14 protein-coding genes are annotated in these 14,220 nt (G+C 57.6%); 8 read left to right on the plus strand and 6 right to left on the minus strand.

Annotated elements, in window-relative coordinates; all coding sequences use genetic code 11:
- The first annotated feature begins 77 nt into the window (after positions 1-77).
- Positions 78-665, plus strand: coding sequence for a HutD family protein (locus GC127_RS05610; protein ID WP_151976932.1), 588 nt, complete (start codon positions 78-80; stop codon positions 663-665).
- Here GC127_RS05610 and GC127_RS05615 read toward each other — a convergent pair.
- On the minus strand, positions 626-1,984 hold the full coding sequence (locus tag GC127_RS05615; RefSeq protein ID WP_151976934.1) for a formimidoylglutamate deiminase: 1,359 nt from the start codon (positions 1,982-1,984) through the stop codon (positions 626-628). The genes GC127_RS05610 and GC127_RS05615 overlap by 40 nt on opposite strands.
- Before the next feature lie 84 nt (positions 1,985-2,068).
- On the opposite strand from GC127_RS05615, the gene hutI reads away from it, so the two are divergent.
- The 4 genes from hutI to hutU all read left to right on the plus strand — a co-directional run bounded on the left by hutI (position 2,069) and on the right by hutU (position 6,866).
- On the plus strand, positions 2,069-3,280 hold the full coding sequence (gene hutI, locus GC127_RS05620) for an imidazolonepropionase (RefSeq protein WP_151976936.1): 1,212 nt from the start codon (positions 2,069-2,071) through the stop codon (positions 3,278-3,280).
- Positions 3,277-4,815, plus strand: coding sequence for a histidine ammonia-lyase (gene hutH / locus GC127_RS05625; RefSeq protein WP_151976938.1), 1,539 nt, complete (start codon positions 3,277-3,279; stop codon positions 4,813-4,815). The genes hutI and hutH overlap by 4 nt, the downstream gene beginning before the upstream one ends.
- Entirely contained in the window at positions 4,812-5,123 is a 312-nt protein-coding gene (locus GC127_RS05630; protein WP_254700007.1) for an N-formylglutamate amidohydrolase, read from the plus strand. Before hutH ends, GC127_RS05630 begins: the two co-directional genes overlap by 4 nt.
- A gap of 75 nt (positions 5,124-5,198) precedes the next feature.
- On the plus strand, positions 5,199-6,866 hold the full coding sequence (hutU, locus tag GC127_RS05635) for a urocanate hydratase (RefSeq protein ID WP_008283110.1): 1,668 nt from the start codon (positions 5,199-5,201) through the stop codon (positions 6,864-6,866).
- A 44-nt stretch (positions 6,867-6,910) separates the two neighbouring features.
- On the opposite strand, the gene GC127_RS05640 is transcribed toward hutU, so the two are convergent.
- Positions 6,911-7,747, minus strand: a complete 837-nt coding sequence (locus GC127_RS05640) for a UTRA domain-containing protein (protein ID WP_368074211.1) — start codon at positions 7,745-7,747, stop codon at positions 6,911-6,913.
- Between the two features lie 372 nt (positions 7,748-8,119).
- Here GC127_RS05640 and GC127_RS05645 point away from each other — a divergent pair, with 372 nt between their 5' ends.
- The 3 genes from GC127_RS05645 to GC127_RS05655 all read left to right on the plus strand — a co-directional run bounded on the left by GC127_RS05645 (position 8,120) and on the right by GC127_RS05655 (position 10,947).
- Positions 8,120-9,148 (plus strand): YeiH family protein, encoded by a 1,029-nt coding sequence (locus GC127_RS05645; RefSeq protein ID WP_151976940.1) that lies wholly within the window; start codon positions 8,120-8,122, stop codon positions 9,146-9,148.
- A gap of 9 nt (positions 9,149-9,157) precedes the next feature.
- The gene (locus tag GC127_RS05650; protein WP_151976942.1) at positions 9,158-10,045 is read left to right on the plus strand and encodes a LysR family transcriptional regulator; all 888 of its coding nucleotides are present in this window, start codon (positions 9,158-9,160) and stop codon (positions 10,043-10,045) included.
- A gap of 149 nt (positions 10,046-10,194) precedes the next feature.
- On the plus strand, positions 10,195-10,947 hold the full coding sequence (locus GC127_RS05655; RefSeq protein ID WP_199861201.1) for a phosphate/phosphite/phosphonate ABC transporter substrate-binding protein: 753 nt from the start codon (positions 10,195-10,197) through the stop codon (positions 10,945-10,947).
- Positions 10,948-11,008: 61 nt separating this feature from the next.
- Here GC127_RS05655 and GC127_RS05660 read toward each other — a convergent pair whose 3' ends face one another.
- The 4 genes from GC127_RS05660 to GC127_RS05675 are packed head-to-tail and all read right to left on the minus strand — an operon-like array spanning position 11,009 to position 14,181.
- On the minus strand, positions 11,009-12,013 hold the full coding sequence (locus tag GC127_RS05660) for an ornithine cyclodeaminase family protein (RefSeq protein ID WP_008283115.1): 1,005 nt from the start codon (positions 12,011-12,013) through the stop codon (positions 11,009-11,011).
- 37 nt (positions 12,014-12,050) lie between these two features.
- Positions 12,051-12,995, minus strand: coding sequence for an ABC transporter ATP-binding protein (locus GC127_RS05665; RefSeq protein ID WP_151976946.1), 945 nt, complete (start codon positions 12,993-12,995; stop codon positions 12,051-12,053).
- Positions 12,995-13,651 (minus strand): ABC transporter permease, encoded by a 657-nt coding sequence (locus tag GC127_RS05670; RefSeq protein WP_151976948.1) that lies wholly within the window; start codon positions 13,649-13,651, stop codon positions 12,995-12,997. The genes GC127_RS05665 and GC127_RS05670 overlap by 1 nt, the downstream gene beginning before the upstream one ends.
- Positions 13,651-14,181 carry an ABC transporter permease gene (locus GC127_RS05675; RefSeq protein ID WP_217524480.1) on the minus strand — a complete coding sequence of 177 codons (531 nt, stop codon included), beginning with the start codon at positions 14,179-14,181 and terminating at the stop codon, positions 13,651-13,653. Before GC127_RS05675 ends, GC127_RS05670 begins: the two co-directional genes overlap by 1 nt.
- Positions 14,182-14,220 lie beyond the last annotated feature (39 nt).

Raw genomic sequence — 14,220 nt, forward strand, 5'->3', positions numbered from 1 at the left:
ATGAGAGGTGTCACATCATTTATGAAGAGGGCAGGGCGCGGCTATGCGTGCTGTTGAGTGACAGAGAGAGGTTTTCCATGCAAACTTTGAAATTCGGCGCTTTGATTGATGTCCCATGGAAGAACGGTGGCGGCGTCACGCGCAACATCGCGAAGGGCCTGTATCTTGACCAGCCCGCATGGACACTCAGCCGCGCTGATGTTTCTCAGGACGGTCCATTTTCCGATTTCGCGGGTATGGTGCGCATTCTGACCGTGGTCTCTGGCGGGACTATGACACTGGATACACCGACCTCGTCTATCGAGGCCCGCACTTGGGAGCCGATCCGCTTTGACGGGGGGCTGAAAGTTTATGCCCGTTTGGCCAATGGGCCGCTTACCGACCTAAACCTCATGTTTGATCCGCGATCATGTGAAGGAGAGGTTTTGACGCGGCGTGGGCCGCTGATTGGTGATATCACCCGCCCCGATCACGGGCTCATGGTGCTCCATGTCCTTAGTGGAGCACCCGAGATTGATGGGGTGGCGGTTGCCACAGGCGACACCGTGTTTGTCACAACGCCAAACGTCGCGCTGACACTGACAGAAGACGCCGCGCTATTAGAAATCCGCCTGACCTATCCGGATCAAAGCAAGGCCATCAGGCTTTGCATCGCAGAGCGATAGGCGGCGGTGATCGCATCGCGGTGGATGTGTTTGCCCTGTTTGACCGCATGACGCCCCCCTGACCAGACATCTGTTACTATCTCGTCTTTGGCGGCAAAGACCAAGCCATCCAGCAATTGATGTTCCTTCAAGGCGCATAATGCAGGCGCTTCACTATCAACCGCCACCAAATCCGCCCATGCTCCGACCGAGATATCGCCGGTGCCACGCCCCAAAGCCTGCGCACCGCCTTTCGCAGCCCCGCAGTAGAGGGTTTCCCCAACCGAGCCTTCTCCCACAACCAAGACATTGCGCGCGATGTCGCGCAGGCGCTGGGAATATTCCAAGGTGCGCAACTCTTCGGTGAGCGAAATCAGCACATTTGAATCCGAGCCCACTCCAAACGCCCCGCCTGCATTCAGATAGGCTGGCCCGTTAAAGGGGCCATCGCCCAGATTTGCCTCTGTGATCGGGCAAAGCCCTGCGACAGCGCCAGACCTTGCCATGTTCACGGTCTCTGCATCCGTCATGTGGGTGGCGTGGATCAGGCACCAGTCCGCGTTGACCTCTGCATTCGCCAACAACCACTCAACAGGCCGTGCCCCAAGCACTGCTTGGATATCTGCCACTTCTTGGGGTTGTTCCGCGATGTGAATGTGAACCGGCCCCGCTTCATGGGCCGCAAGAACCGTCTTGAGATCATCAGGTGAGGTGGCCCGCAGGGAATGTGGCGCAATACCCACGCGACAATCCTTTGGCAGATCAGCAATGGCGCCTCTGGCCCGCGCGACAAGGTCGTTAAAGCGATCCACAGAGTTGCCAAAGCGCGCCTGCCCCGCTGTCAGTGCCATCTGGCCAGCCCCCCCGTATGTATAGAGCACTGGCAGGTGGGTCAGCCCGATCCCAGTAGCTGCGGCAGCCGCTGCAATGCGGGCCGAAAGTTCGCCGAGATCCTCGTAGGGCATGCCGCCGGGCTGATGATGTAGATAGTGAAACTCGCCGACGCTGGCGTAACCCGCTTCCTGCATTTCCAGAAAGACAAACGCCGCAATCGCCTCGACATGCTCTGGCGTCAGATGCGCAGTGAAACGGTACATCAGATCACGCCATGTCCAAAAGCTGTCTTTGCCCGCCATCCGGAATTCGGTCATCCCCGCCATCGCACGCTGGAAGCTGTGGCTGTGCAAGTTTGCCAGCGCGGGCAATAACGTATCGACCGTTGTATCGCCTTGCTTGGCGTTTTGATCGGTTTCGAGCGCGGTGATCCGACCATGCGACACGTCCAAACGGACATTGCTGGCCCACCCCGTTGCAAGCATGGCTCGTCGTGCAAAAATCATTTCACGTCCCTCGGTTTTTATGTATAGACATAAAACATAACTATACATACCATTAAAGTGAAATTTCAGCAGCGGTGGCCCGAAATGACGGAGAATAGCAAAGTTTTTGTGAATTTGAATCTCGCAAGCCTTTGCGACTCAGGCCCTAAGTATGGCTGGATCGAGGATGCAGCGGTTGTCGTTGTCGATGGGTTGATTGACTGGCTTGGCTCACGTGAGGCCTTACCATCGCTTTATAACTCGTTTCCCCAGATTGACCTTGGTGGGCGCGTCGTGACACCGGGTTTGATTGATTGCCACACCCATATCGTCCACGGTGGCAACCGCGCTGTCGAGTTCGAGATGCGCCTCAACGGAGCGACCTATGAAGAGGTCGCGCGGGCGGGTGGCGGAATTGTATCGACGGTAAAGGCCACGCGTGCGGCCTCCGACGAAGAATTGTTGACCACCGCACTTGCCCGTGTCGACGTTTTGATCGCCGAAGGTGTCACCTGCATCGAAATCAAATCCGGCTACGGTCTTGATATCGAAACCGAATTGCGGATGTTGCGCGTGGCCCGCGCGATCGGCCACAAGCGCCCCGTTCGGGTCAAAACTACGTTTCTCGGGGCGCATGCCACACCTGCGGACTACGCGGGTCGGGACGATGCTTATATAGATGAGGTCTGCATCCCTGCCTTGCGTGCAGCCCACGCCGAAGCACTGGTCGACGCTGTCGACGGTTTTTGTGAGGGGATCGCGTTCCAGCCTGCTCAGATTGCCCGAGTTTTTCATGTGGCGTGCAGCTTGGGCCTGCCTGTCAAGCTGCATGCAGAGCAACTTTCAAACATTGGCGGCGCGAAACTGGCGGCGGGCTATGGAGCGCTGTCAGCCGATCATATCGAATATCTGGATGAGGCCGGCGTAGAAGCATTGGCGCAAGCTGGGACGGTTGCCGTCATCCTGCCCGGTGCATTCTATACATTGCGAGAGACCCAAGCCCCGCCTATCGCCCTGTTGCGCAAACATGGGGTGCCTATGGCCTTGGCAACAGACATCAACCCCGGTTCCTCCCCATTAAATTCGTTGCTGCTGACGCTCAACATGGGCTGCACCTTGTTTCGGATGACCCCCGAAGAAGCTCTGCGCGGCGTCACTCAAAACGCTGCGCGGGCTTTGGGGCTATCCGACGCGGGCACCCTCGCCGTCGGAAAGCGCGCCGACATGGCAGTTTGGAACATCAAACACCCTGCCGAACTCTCGTACCGCATCGGCTTTAATCCCCTTCACGCCCGCATATTCGGAGGGACGTTGTGACCACACTCACCCTCACCCCCGGCGCTGTTACTTTGGATCATCTCGCTGACATCTATTGGAACGAAGCCTCGGTCCGGCTTGATCCGGCCTGCCATCCAGCGATCGAGCGCGCTCATGCGCGGATCGCCAAGGCTGTTGCAGGGACAGATGCGGTATACGGTGTGAATACCGGGTTTGGCAAACTTGCCTCGGTCAAGATTGCGAGCAAAGATACCACAACCCTGCAGCGCAACCTGATCTTGTCCCATTGCTGCGGTGTTGGCCCTGCGATTTCACGACGCGAGACGCGTCTGTTGATGGCTCTCAAATTGCTCAGCTTGGGGCGCGGTGCCTCGGGTGTGCGGTTAGAGGTTGTGGCACAGATTGAGGAGATGCTGGCCAAGGGCGTGACGCCTGTGATCCCGGCGCAAGGCTCTGTTGGTGCCTCGGGGGATCTGGCTCCGCTTGCGCATATGGCGGCTGTCATGATGGGTCATGGCGAGGCCGAGTATCTGGGTAAGATATTGCCCGGTGCCGAAGCTTTGGCCGTAGCTGGTATTACTCCTCTTGTGCTTGGCCCCAAAGAAGGGCTGGCCTTGATTAACGGCACCCAATTCTCGACGGCCTTTGCGCTTGCGGGCCTTTTCGGCGCATGGCGCGCGGCCCATTCGGCACTGGTCACATCGGCCTTGTCAACTGACGCCATCATGGGGTCTACCGCGCCATTGCAGCCGGAAATCCACGCCCTGCGAGGCCATCCCGGCCAGATACAGGCCGCAGAGACCATGCGCGCCTTGCTGGCCGGATCCGAAATCCGCGAGAGCCACATCGTGGGGGATGCCCGGGTTCAAGACCCCTATTGCATCCGCTGCCAGCCACAGGTGACGGGGGCGGCGATGGATGTGCTGCGCATGGCGGCCCGAACCCTGGGGATCGAGGCGAATGCCGCCACTGATAATCCGCTGGTTTTGATCGAGGCGGATTTGATCGTATCGGGGGGCAACTTTCACGCCGAACCTGTCGGATTTGCCGCCGATATGATCGCGCTCGCGATTGCCGAGATTGGGGCGATTGCGCAACGCCGCGTTGCTCTGATCGTGGACCCGGTGCTCAGTTTCAATCTACCACCGTTCCTTACGCCAAATCCGGGGCTGAACAGTGGCTATATGATTGCCGAGGTCACAACGGCCGCCCTGATGAGCGAAAACAAACATCTGGCAAATCCCTGCGTCACCGATAGCACACCCACCTCTGCCAATCAGGAAGATCACGTCAGCATGGCCGCCCATGGCGCACGCCGTTTGGGGGCAATGAACGAAAATCTCGCACGTATTCTTGGTGTGGAATTGCTCTGCGCCGCGCAAGGCATCGACTTCCGCGCACCGCTCGCCACAAGCGATACGTTGCAACGGGTGGTGGATCGGGTGCGCCAAGACGTGGCCGCGCTGGGCGAAGACCGCTATCTCGCGCCCGATCTGGAACGCGCCGCCGTGATGATTGCCTCGGGTGACATCGTGAACGCTGCAGGCATCGACATGCCGGAGCTCATCGCGTGACCGCCGTTGAAATCCATCAAGGCAAGACGCCGATGACGTTAGGCCTACCGCATACGGGCACCTTTGTGCCGGGGGAAATGTCTGCCGCTTTGATCGCCCGAAGCTGTGGGTTGGAAGATACGGACTGGCACCGTCACAGGTGCCATGACGGTTTGCTGTCTGGCGCAAGCTCGGGGCGTGCGACCTTCCACCGGCCCGCTCTAGATACCATCCGTGATCCTTTGGGGGCCTTGCTCTCTCCCGCTCAGAGCACCACCGAACTCGTGCCGCTGACCGATTTCGATGGGCATGACATCCGGACGCCTTAGCCGCGTCCACTCAAGCATTTTGACACAGCTGGCCGCCGTGGCCCCACCTCTAGAACCGACCCAGAAAGGCACATCATGACCGATCCGCGCAAGAACACCCGTGACATATACCCGGCAACTGGCACAAAACTGACGGCCAAAAGCTGGCTGACGGAAGCCCCCTTGCGGATGCTGATGAACAACTTGCACCCTGACGTCGCCGAAAACCCGCACGAATTGGTGGTTTACGGTGGCATCGGCCGTGCTGCGCGGACGTGGAAGGACTACGATATGATCGTCGCCTCCCTGCGCGAACTGGAAGAAGACCAGACCCTGCTGGTGCAATCGGGTAAACCTGTCGGCGTCTTTCAAACCCACAAGGATGCGCCGCGGGTGCTGATCGCCAACTCCAACCTTGTGCCGCATTGGGCCACTTGGGACCACTTCAACGAGTTGGATAAAAAGGGTTTGGCGATGTACGGCCAGATGACCGCGGGATCGTGGATTTACATCGGGTCGCAAGGCATTGTTCAGGGCACCTACGAGACATTTGTCGAGGCTGGCCGCCAGCACTATAACGGCTCTCTCAAAGGCAAATGGATCTTGACTGGTGGTCTTGGCGGAATGGGCGGCGCCCAGCCTTTGGCGGCTGTGATGGCGGGGGCCTGCTGTCTTGCGGTCGAATGTAACCCCGACAGTATCGATTTCCGGCTGCGCACTAGATATGTCGACGAAAAGGCCGAAACCTTGGACGAAGCGCTGGCCATGATCCAGCGCTGGACCGCTGCGGGCGAGGCAAAATCGGTTGGTCTACTGGGCAATGCAGCGGATGTGTTTCCCGAGTTGGTGAAGCGCGGCATTCGACCCGACATCGTCACAGACCAGACATCCGCCCATGACCCGATCAACGGATACTTGCCCCAAGGCTGGACCATGGCGCAGTGGAAAGAGAAGCGTGAAAGCGCCCCGAAAGAAGTTGAAAAGGCCGCGCGCGCCAGCATGAAAGTGCAGGTCAAAGCCATGTGCGATTTTCATATATCAGGTGTCCCGACTGTCGATTACGGCAACAACATCCGCCAGATGGCGCAGGAAGAAGGTCTGGACAACGCGTTCGACTTCCCCGGCTTTGTTCCCGCCTATATCCGCCCGCTGTTTTGCCGCGGGGTCGGCCCGTTTCGTTGGGCGGCATTGTCTGGCGATCCCGAAGACATCTATAAAACAGATGCCAAGGTGAAGGAAATTCTGTCCGAGGACAAACATCTGCACAACTGGCTGGACATGGCCCGCGAACGGATCGCCTTTCAGGGCCTGCCTGCCCGCATTTGCTGGGTCGGTCTGGGGGTGCGTCACAAGCTGGGGCTGGCCTTTAACGAGATGGTGCGCAACGGCGAGCTTTCCGCTCCGATCGTCATCGGGCGTGACCATCTGGATTCAGGCTCGGTGGCATCGCCCAACCGCGAAACCGAGGCGATGAAAGACGGCTCGGACGCTGTGTCGGATTGGCCTTTGCTCAACGCTCTTTTGAACACCGCTTCAGGAGCAACGTGGGTATCCTTGCATCACGGTGGTGGCGTAGGCATGGGGTTCTCGCAACATTCCGGCATGGTGATCTGCTGTGATGGCACCGAGGATGCTGACCGCCGGATCGCGCGCGTGCTTTGGAACGATCCGGCGACTGGCGTTATGCGCCACGCCGATGCGGGATACGAAGACGCGCTCGACTGTGCCCGCGAAAATGGGCTGAACCTGCCCGGCATTCTTTGACGATCACCTGCGCTGCCGCGTCACGGCGGCAGCGCAGCCCCAGCCTAGTAGCGAGACGTCAGGCGATGGCCGGGGCGGTATGAGAAACGCACATAGGTCACCGCGTCGCTTTCCCACCATGTCGAGCGTTCGATATTGAACACCGGATCTCCTACCGAGCATGCCAGATAATCCGCCAAACTCTGATCTGCCGATCCGGCTGACAGGTTGATTTCGGCTTCAGAGAACGGGATCGTTGCGACCAACCATTCGCTTGGGCCGCATTCTGAGAAATCGACAAATTCCGCTGCTGGCAGAGCGGTCAGATTGATCCACCTGTCTTCGTGCTCATAAGGGATACAGTCAGCGTAATGCATGCACACAAGATGCAGCACTCTGCCTTCCTCTGGCAATTTGAGCCGCGCGCGTAACCAGTCTGGTGCCACTTCGACAACGCGGCTGGACAATGAATACCGATAGGACGCGCCTTTATCCTCAATCTCGTCGCGCACAAGTGGAATGTCAAAGCGGGCCTGCCGGATTGGTGACATGCGCACGCGCGTTCCGGCTTTGCGCCGTCGTTCGATGATCCCCTCGTCAGAGAGTTCGCGCATCGCCCTGTTCACTGTCGCGCGCGCACAGCCATAAGTCTCGGCAAGATCGACTTCGTTTGGCACCAAATTGCCTGGTGCCCAATCGCCCTTTATAATCTTTCCGAGAATGTCGGCTTTGACCTCTTTGTAAGTGACTTTCATAACTGAGTACTTCTCATGCCTTGCGACTATTTCATTTGCACCTTCGCAGATTTCTCGCCCGGGTACGGATTGACCCAGCCTGTGAAAACCGGTTGCAAAATAAAGACTAAGTGGTTTCACAGGTGTGCTGCGCTTACCGCCGGACACCTGTTCTCCTCATGGTGATGTTAATCCAGACATCTGACATTGCCAAGTTAACTGATCCAGGGTCCGAGCGCGTGACTGGGCCTAGGTTTTGTGATCATCTGACCGGTGAAATCCGGCCAGCCTGCACTAAGCCACCTTGCTCAGTTCGGTCGATCCCCAAGTCGTTTTGCAGAAGAAAAAGCGGCATGGGCCGACAAACCACGCCAAAACGACAGGTTTTCTAATCGGTTATCAAGAGCTTGCCGACGCATCGCGTCTCAACTCAGGTTTCCATCAATCTACCATTTTTATAAATTAAAATCATAAAATTAATATGTTTTTATAATGAATTTTGCCATGGTACCCCGCTCCTAACATCCAACGGAGCATCCCATGATCACCACAATATCCCCCCGCCAACAGGCCCTCGGGTTTGGGCATTTCATCACGCGCAACGCGTTTGGGGTGGTCATTGCCGTGGGTATTACGGGGCTTGCAGCCCTGCTGCACCATCTCGGACTGGCCACGACAATCGGGCTTCCGATCTTGTCCATTCTGATCGCCATGGTGATCGGCAATGCGATCCCCGCCCCCAAAGCGAGCCTGCCCGGTTTGCAAATCGCGTCTCGCCCCCTGCTGCGCTTTGGGATTATCCTGCTCGGCTTGCAGGTCACGCTCGGCGATATGCTGGCCTTGGGCTTGTTGCCCTTGGTGGCGTTGGTGGCGCTGGTCATGGGGACAATGGGGTTTACCGTCTGGGTGGGCCGCCTTTTAGGTGTTGAAAAATCGCTAACTGTGCTGATCGCGTCGGGCACTTCAATCTGCGGGGCCTCTGCGGTGCTGGCAACCGCATCCACCATTTCCGCCAAAGACGAAGACGTGGCCTACGGCGTTGCAATGGTCACGTTGTTCGGCTCTGTCGCAATGACGCTTTTGCCGATGACCAGCGCCTATTTGAACTTTGGCCCGATGGTCCACGGCTTCTGGACGGGCGGTACGATCCACGAGGTCGCCCAAGCCGTTGCAGCTGCGTTTCAACACGACGAGGATGCCGGAACCGTCGGAACGATGGTCAAGCTGGCACGCGTGCTGATGCTGGTGCCGGTCTTGCTGCTGGTGGGTGCGCTGTTTAACAAGGGCCACCAAGACGCCTCCAGCAAGCGCGCACCCTTTCCCATGTTCGTGCTGGGTTTCATGGCCATGGTTGGGGTCAATTCTGTTCTGGATATTCCCGCTGATCTGCGGGCCCACTTTGCCACGCTGACCGCCTGTATCCTTGCCACATCGCTGGCGGCGATCGGCTTTCAAACCCGCTTCCCCGCCCTTTTGGCCCGTGGTCCGCGCCCATTGGTGTTGGCGGCTGTGTCCTGCTGTTTTGTTTCAGGCGCTGGCCTCTTGCTGGCCCTTGCCCTCTTCCCGTAAACCGCTGGCATGACACTTGAACAACTTCGCATCTTTGTCGCAGTGGCCACGGAGCTGAACATGACCCGCGCCGCCGAAGTGCTGCGCTTGTCGCAATCCGCTGTCAGCGCTGCGGTTTCCGCGCTGGAACGACGCCATGATGTGAAACTTTTCGACCGGGTGGGGCGCGGCATCGCCTTGACCCCCGCCGGAGCTGTGTTTCTGACCGAGGCCAAAGACATCCTGAACCGCAGCCAACAAGCCGAACGGGTTCTCGAAGACCTCAGCACCCTGCGCCGAGGTTCAATCCAACTGGTCGCCAGTCAGACCGTGGGAAATTACTGGCTGCCTCGCCAATTGATGAGCTTCCATTCCAGCAATCCCGACATCGACCTCTCGGTCGAAATCACCAATTCGGATCGGGTGATGGACTGGATCACCTCAGGCAAAGCCGAATTGGGCTTTATCGAATCCCCCGTCACCATGGACGGGCTGGAGGCCACGCAAGTCGGAACTGACCAGATGGTTCTCATCGGCTCCCGCGAGATTGGCCTGCAGATCGACCGCGCCATGCTGATGAGCCTGCCTTGGGTGATCCGCGAAGAAGGCTCTGGCACCCGCGCCATGCTGCTGGAATTCCTGAGCCATTACAGGCTGACCCTGTCGGACATTCGCATCGCATTGGTGCTGCCCAGCAACGAGGCGATCGCGAGCGCTGTCTCTGACGGGCTGGGCGTTGCCTTAATGTCGCGTCTTGCGGCGGGGTTTCTAGGCCAATCCTCCGAGATCGCCATTCGACCATCCCCCCAGCCAGACCGCGCCTTGACGATGGTGCTATCCACACAGCGCCATCGCAGCAGTGCGGTGCAGGCCTTTGTCCGTCAAATCAAAGCTGGTTCCAATCCCGCTTTGATCTGACGGCACGCATGTAGAACTGTTCTGAATACTTGAAGCGCTAAGCCCCGGCCCCCCCAGAAGCCACCCGAAGGTGAACAAGAGAGCCCCAGATGATTGCCTGCTCGCGAATGTATAATCTGAATCCTGCCCTGAGCAGTCACTGGCGCAGTTTGTTTGAACACACAGCCGCTATCGCTGGGGTGCCATTGGATGTGATCGACTACGCAGCGCCCGCCCCGCTTGATCTGCTGTGGGCCCGCACGGATCTGGCCTGCGTGTTCATGTGCGGCTGGCCCTTTCAGCGTGCCACCCGCGCATTTCAGATCGTCGCGGCCCCAATCCCCGAGTACCACGCAACGCTGCACCCGCTGACAGGGCCGCAGTATTGTACCAATATGGTGGTGTCGGATGCAGGCCCTTTTAACCGCCTGCAAGACACGTTTGGCGGGCGGATTGCCTGGACAGATCGTGGCTCGCACTCGGGTTTCAATGCCCCACGCAAACTGTTGCTGGATCATCTGAACGGGCAGGAACGCCTTTATTCTGAAAGCATCGGTCCGGTTGTCACCCCCCGCGCTTCGTTGAATAGCATTCTAAAGGGCCGCGCCGATGTTGCCCCGCTCGACAGTTATTTTCACAGCCTGCTGGCCCGCCATGAACCGGACACCGCGCGCCGTATTCGGGTCATTGCCCAGACGCCAGCCTCGCCCATACCGCTGCTGGTGGCCGCCCCAGAAATTGCCCCAGAAATCGTTGCCAAGCTAGGCGAGGCCTTTGCCCAAGCCGCCGATTCACCGCAAATGGCCCCCTACCTGAAAGACCTGTGCCTGAGCGGGTTTGCGATCCCAAGCCGCAAAGACTATGCCGTTACCGACCAGTGGCACGCCGAGGCAATGGCCGCAGGCTATCACGAGCCCTGCTGATCCAGACAGAAAAAGGGCACCAATGGTGCCCTTTCTTTACGCCAAGACGCTCTGCCAAAGTTTAGCGGAACCGAATTTTCTGGCCGATGTTATTGGCCTTAGCCTTGGCCACCAAAGCCGCCCCAAGTGCCACGTCGGTGCTGCTAAGACCACGATGCCAGAACAAGATCGTTTCGTCGTCGTTTTCACGGCCCGGTTTCAGTCCTGCGGCGACCTCGCCCAATTCTGCGTGCAGGGTTTCCTCGGACAGTTTCCCAGCATCCACATGGGCGCGCAGTGAACCGTAGGGACGCCCCGGACCACATTGACCCCAGTCATCCACCAACATCTTGTCCATGATGTCGGTCAGATCAAATTCAACCGCGCTCATAGTGCCGTAAGGGATCACCAAGGCACCTTTTTTGATCCATTCGGTTTTGAACATGGGTGTAGGCTCTGGTAGCCGTGTCGCCTCGATCAGGATATCCGCGCCTTCAAGACAATCCTGCCAGTTGTCGGTGACGATGATCTTTTTACCCAGATCCTTTTCCAGTCTTTCGCCAAACGCATTGCGGCTTTCTGGCCGACGGGAGTGGATGCGGATTTCGTCGAAATCATACAGATGGTTCAGCAAACGCACATTCCAATAGGATGTGCCACGCGATCCCACATGGCCCAGAATCTTGCTGTCCTTGCGCGCCAGATGTTTGGCCCCAAGCGCTGTCACAGCCCCGGTCCGCATGTCGGTGATCGCCGTGGCGTCAATAATAGCAAGGGGCACACCGGTTTCGGGGCTGAACAGATTCAAAATCGCCAGTTCCGACGGCAAACCCACTTTGTAATTGTCAACAAAGTCGCCGACCACTTTGACGCCCGCCACCCCGAGCGATTTCACATAGCCGCGCAGGACATTGAAATGCCCTTTGTCCGAACTTTCAGGAACCAGATGCACACGCGGTTCGATGACAGTCTGCTTGTTGCCTTGTGCAATCAGCGCGGATTCAACCGCCGCCAGGATTTCATCGTCGGTCAGGGCAAGTTCTGCAATGTCCAGTGCGTTAAGATAGTCGACCCAGATCTCGGTCATGTTGAAGCCTTTCGGAAAGAGAGAAGTTGTAACGGCACTAAGAGGCAAGAGCCACTGGGCCCAGCACCGCAGCACGGTTGATAAAGCCAAGAACAGGGCCCCCATCTTCACGGACAATCAGGCCCTCGACCTTTTGGGCGAGGATTTCTGACAGCGCAAAATGCAAGCTGGCGCTTGGGGCGATGGTTGGAAAATCGGTGCTTGTCGCAGGGGTCATCCTGTCACGCACTGAAATCAGGTTCAGCTGTTTCAGCGCACGATCCGTACCAAGGAAATCCGCCACAAAAAGACTGTTGGGACGCGCCAGAATATCAATCGGCGCATCATATTGCAGCAATTTGCCATCCCGCATAATCGCAACGCGGTCGCCCATCTTAAGCGCCTCGTCCAGATCATGGGTGACCATCACCACTGTCTTGTTTGTCTTTTTCAGAATTTCCTTGAATTCTGTCTGAACCTTGCTGCGGGTGATCTGATCAATAGCGCCAAAAGGTTCATCCATTAGCATCACCTCGGGGTCCGCAGCCAGCGCACGGGCAAACCCGACCCGCTGACGTTGACCACCTGACAGCGCGTTTGGCAACCGCGGTCCCATTTCGTCAGGGTCCAGCCCGACAAGTTCCAACATCTCATTCACCCGCCTCCGGATCTTGGCCGGATCATGTTTCAATAGGCGTGGCACCGTCGCCACGTTCTCTGAGATCGTCATATGCGGGAACAGACCGACCTGTTGGATCACGTAACCAATAGAGCGCCGCAAGACCTGCGGATCAACCTTGGTCACGTCTTGCCCATTGACCAGAATTTGCCCTGATGTTGGCACTTGAAGACAATTGATCATCCGCATGGTCGTGGTCTTGCCGCAGCCCGACGGCCCGATCAGTGCCACCGTGGTGCCGGTTTCGATTTGCAGACTGACGTCGTCAACAGCGGGACGGCCGCCACTGTTATAGGTCTTGGTGACGTTCCTAAGCTCGATCATCACGGCTCTCCTGAAAGGTTGACGTTTCGGTACGACACGCGGCGTTCTAAAAAGCTAAACCCAACCTCAGCGGCAATCGCCAGGAGAGCGATAGGAACTGCGCCGACCAGCAACCTTGGCATATCCATGATCGCGATACCGGTGCTGATGAAATCACCCAGACCACCGCCCCCGACAAATGAGGCCAATGCTGCACCGCCAATAACCTGAATAGAGGCGATTTTGACGCCCGAGATGATCGGCCCCAAGGCCAATGGCAACTCGATATGCAGCGCAATCTGCAAACGGCTCATGCCCATGCCGGTTGCGGCATCTGTGACTGTTAGGTCAACCTCGGCCACGCCCACAACCGTGTTCAACAACATCGGAGGCACCGCAAGCACGATGAGTGCAACGACCGAAGGAAGAAAGCCAATCCCCAAAAGCGGCAACGCTGCTGACAGGATCGCAAGACTAGGGATCGACCGAATGGCGCCCACGATATTGATCGCAACGAAAGATGCGCGCCGTGAATGTGCCACCAAGAACCCCAACGGAATGGCTATCGCCGCCCCGATAGACATGGCCACAGCAGACATCCATAAATGCTGCTTCAGCGCGATCATAAAGGTGGATTTATGAGCAAGGAACCATGTGAATGCGTCAAGCAGGTTCATTACATGGCCCCTCCGGTTGTTTTGCGCAGCTTCCGTTCAATGGTCGAAAGGGAGAAATCTACTGACAAGGCCAATGCCGAGGTGAGCGCCCCACCGACAAGAATCTTCTCGGGATAGCGTTGATCGAGGCCTTCGAAGATAATCGTGCCTAGCCCACCGGCATTAATATATGCTGCGATGGTGGCAATCCCGATCACTGTGACTGACGCAATCCGAAGCCCTGCAATGATGAATGGCAGTGCAAGAGGCAATTCGATCTCATAAATCCGCCGCCAACGCCCGTAGCCCATGCCATGTGCGGCATCGATAACTTCGGGCGGCAAATTCTGGAAGCCTGTCGCGATGTTTCGGATCATGATCATCAGCGAATAGGCCGCCAGCCCAATGATCGCAGGAATTGTGCCAATGCCGAAAATGGGAATGAAAAGCGCAAATAGGGCCAGACTGGGGATCGCAAAGAGAATGCCCGTCACGATCATGATGAAGCTGTAAAGCCTAGGTTTTTTGGCGCTGTAGATACCAACGGCCAAGGAAATCACAAAGGCGATCGTGATTGGCACAATCAAAAG

The sequence above is a fragment of the Roseovarius sp. EC-HK134 genome (genome assembly GCF_902498815.1).
In the GTDB taxonomy this organism is placed as follows: Bacteria; Pseudomonadota; Alphaproteobacteria; order Rhodobacterales; family Rhodobacteraceae; genus Roseovarius; species Roseovarius mucosus_A.

What these genes read in the sequence shown, in the direction of transcription:
- GC127_RS05610 (WP_151976932.1), top strand. Translation starts at nt 78, where the DNA reads ATGCAAACTTTGAAATTCGGCGCTTTGATTGATGTCCCATGGAAGAAC.
- GC127_RS05615 (WP_151976934.1), bottom strand. Translation starts at nt 1,984, where the DNA reads ATGATTTTTGCACGACGAGCCATGCTTGCAACGGGGTGGGCCAGCAAT.
- hutI (WP_151976936.1), top strand. Translation starts at nt 2,069, where the DNA reads ATGACGGAGAATAGCAAAGTTTTTGTGAATTTGAATCTCGCAAGCCTT.
- hutU (WP_008283110.1), top strand. Translation starts at nt 5,199, where the DNA reads ATGACCGATCCGCGCAAGAACACCCGTGACATATACCCGGCAACTGGC.
- GC127_RS05645 (WP_151976940.1), top strand. Translation starts at nt 8,120, where the DNA reads ATGATCACCACAATATCCCCCCGCCAACAGGCCCTCGGGTTTGGGCAT.
- GC127_RS05650 (WP_151976942.1), top strand. Translation starts at nt 9,158, where the DNA reads ATGACACTTGAACAACTTCGCATCTTTGTCGCAGTGGCCACGGAGCTG.
- GC127_RS05660 (WP_008283115.1), bottom strand. Translation starts at nt 12,013, where the DNA reads ATGACCGAGATCTGGGTCGACTATCTTAACGCACTGGACATTGCAGAA.
- GC127_RS05665 (WP_151976946.1), bottom strand. Translation starts at nt 12,995, where the DNA reads ATGATCGAGCTTAGGAACGTCACCAAGACCTATAACAGTGGCGGCCGT.
- GC127_RS05670 (WP_151976948.1), bottom strand. Translation starts at nt 13,651, where the DNA reads ATGAACCTGCTTGACGCATTCACATGGTTCCTTGCTCATAAATCCACC.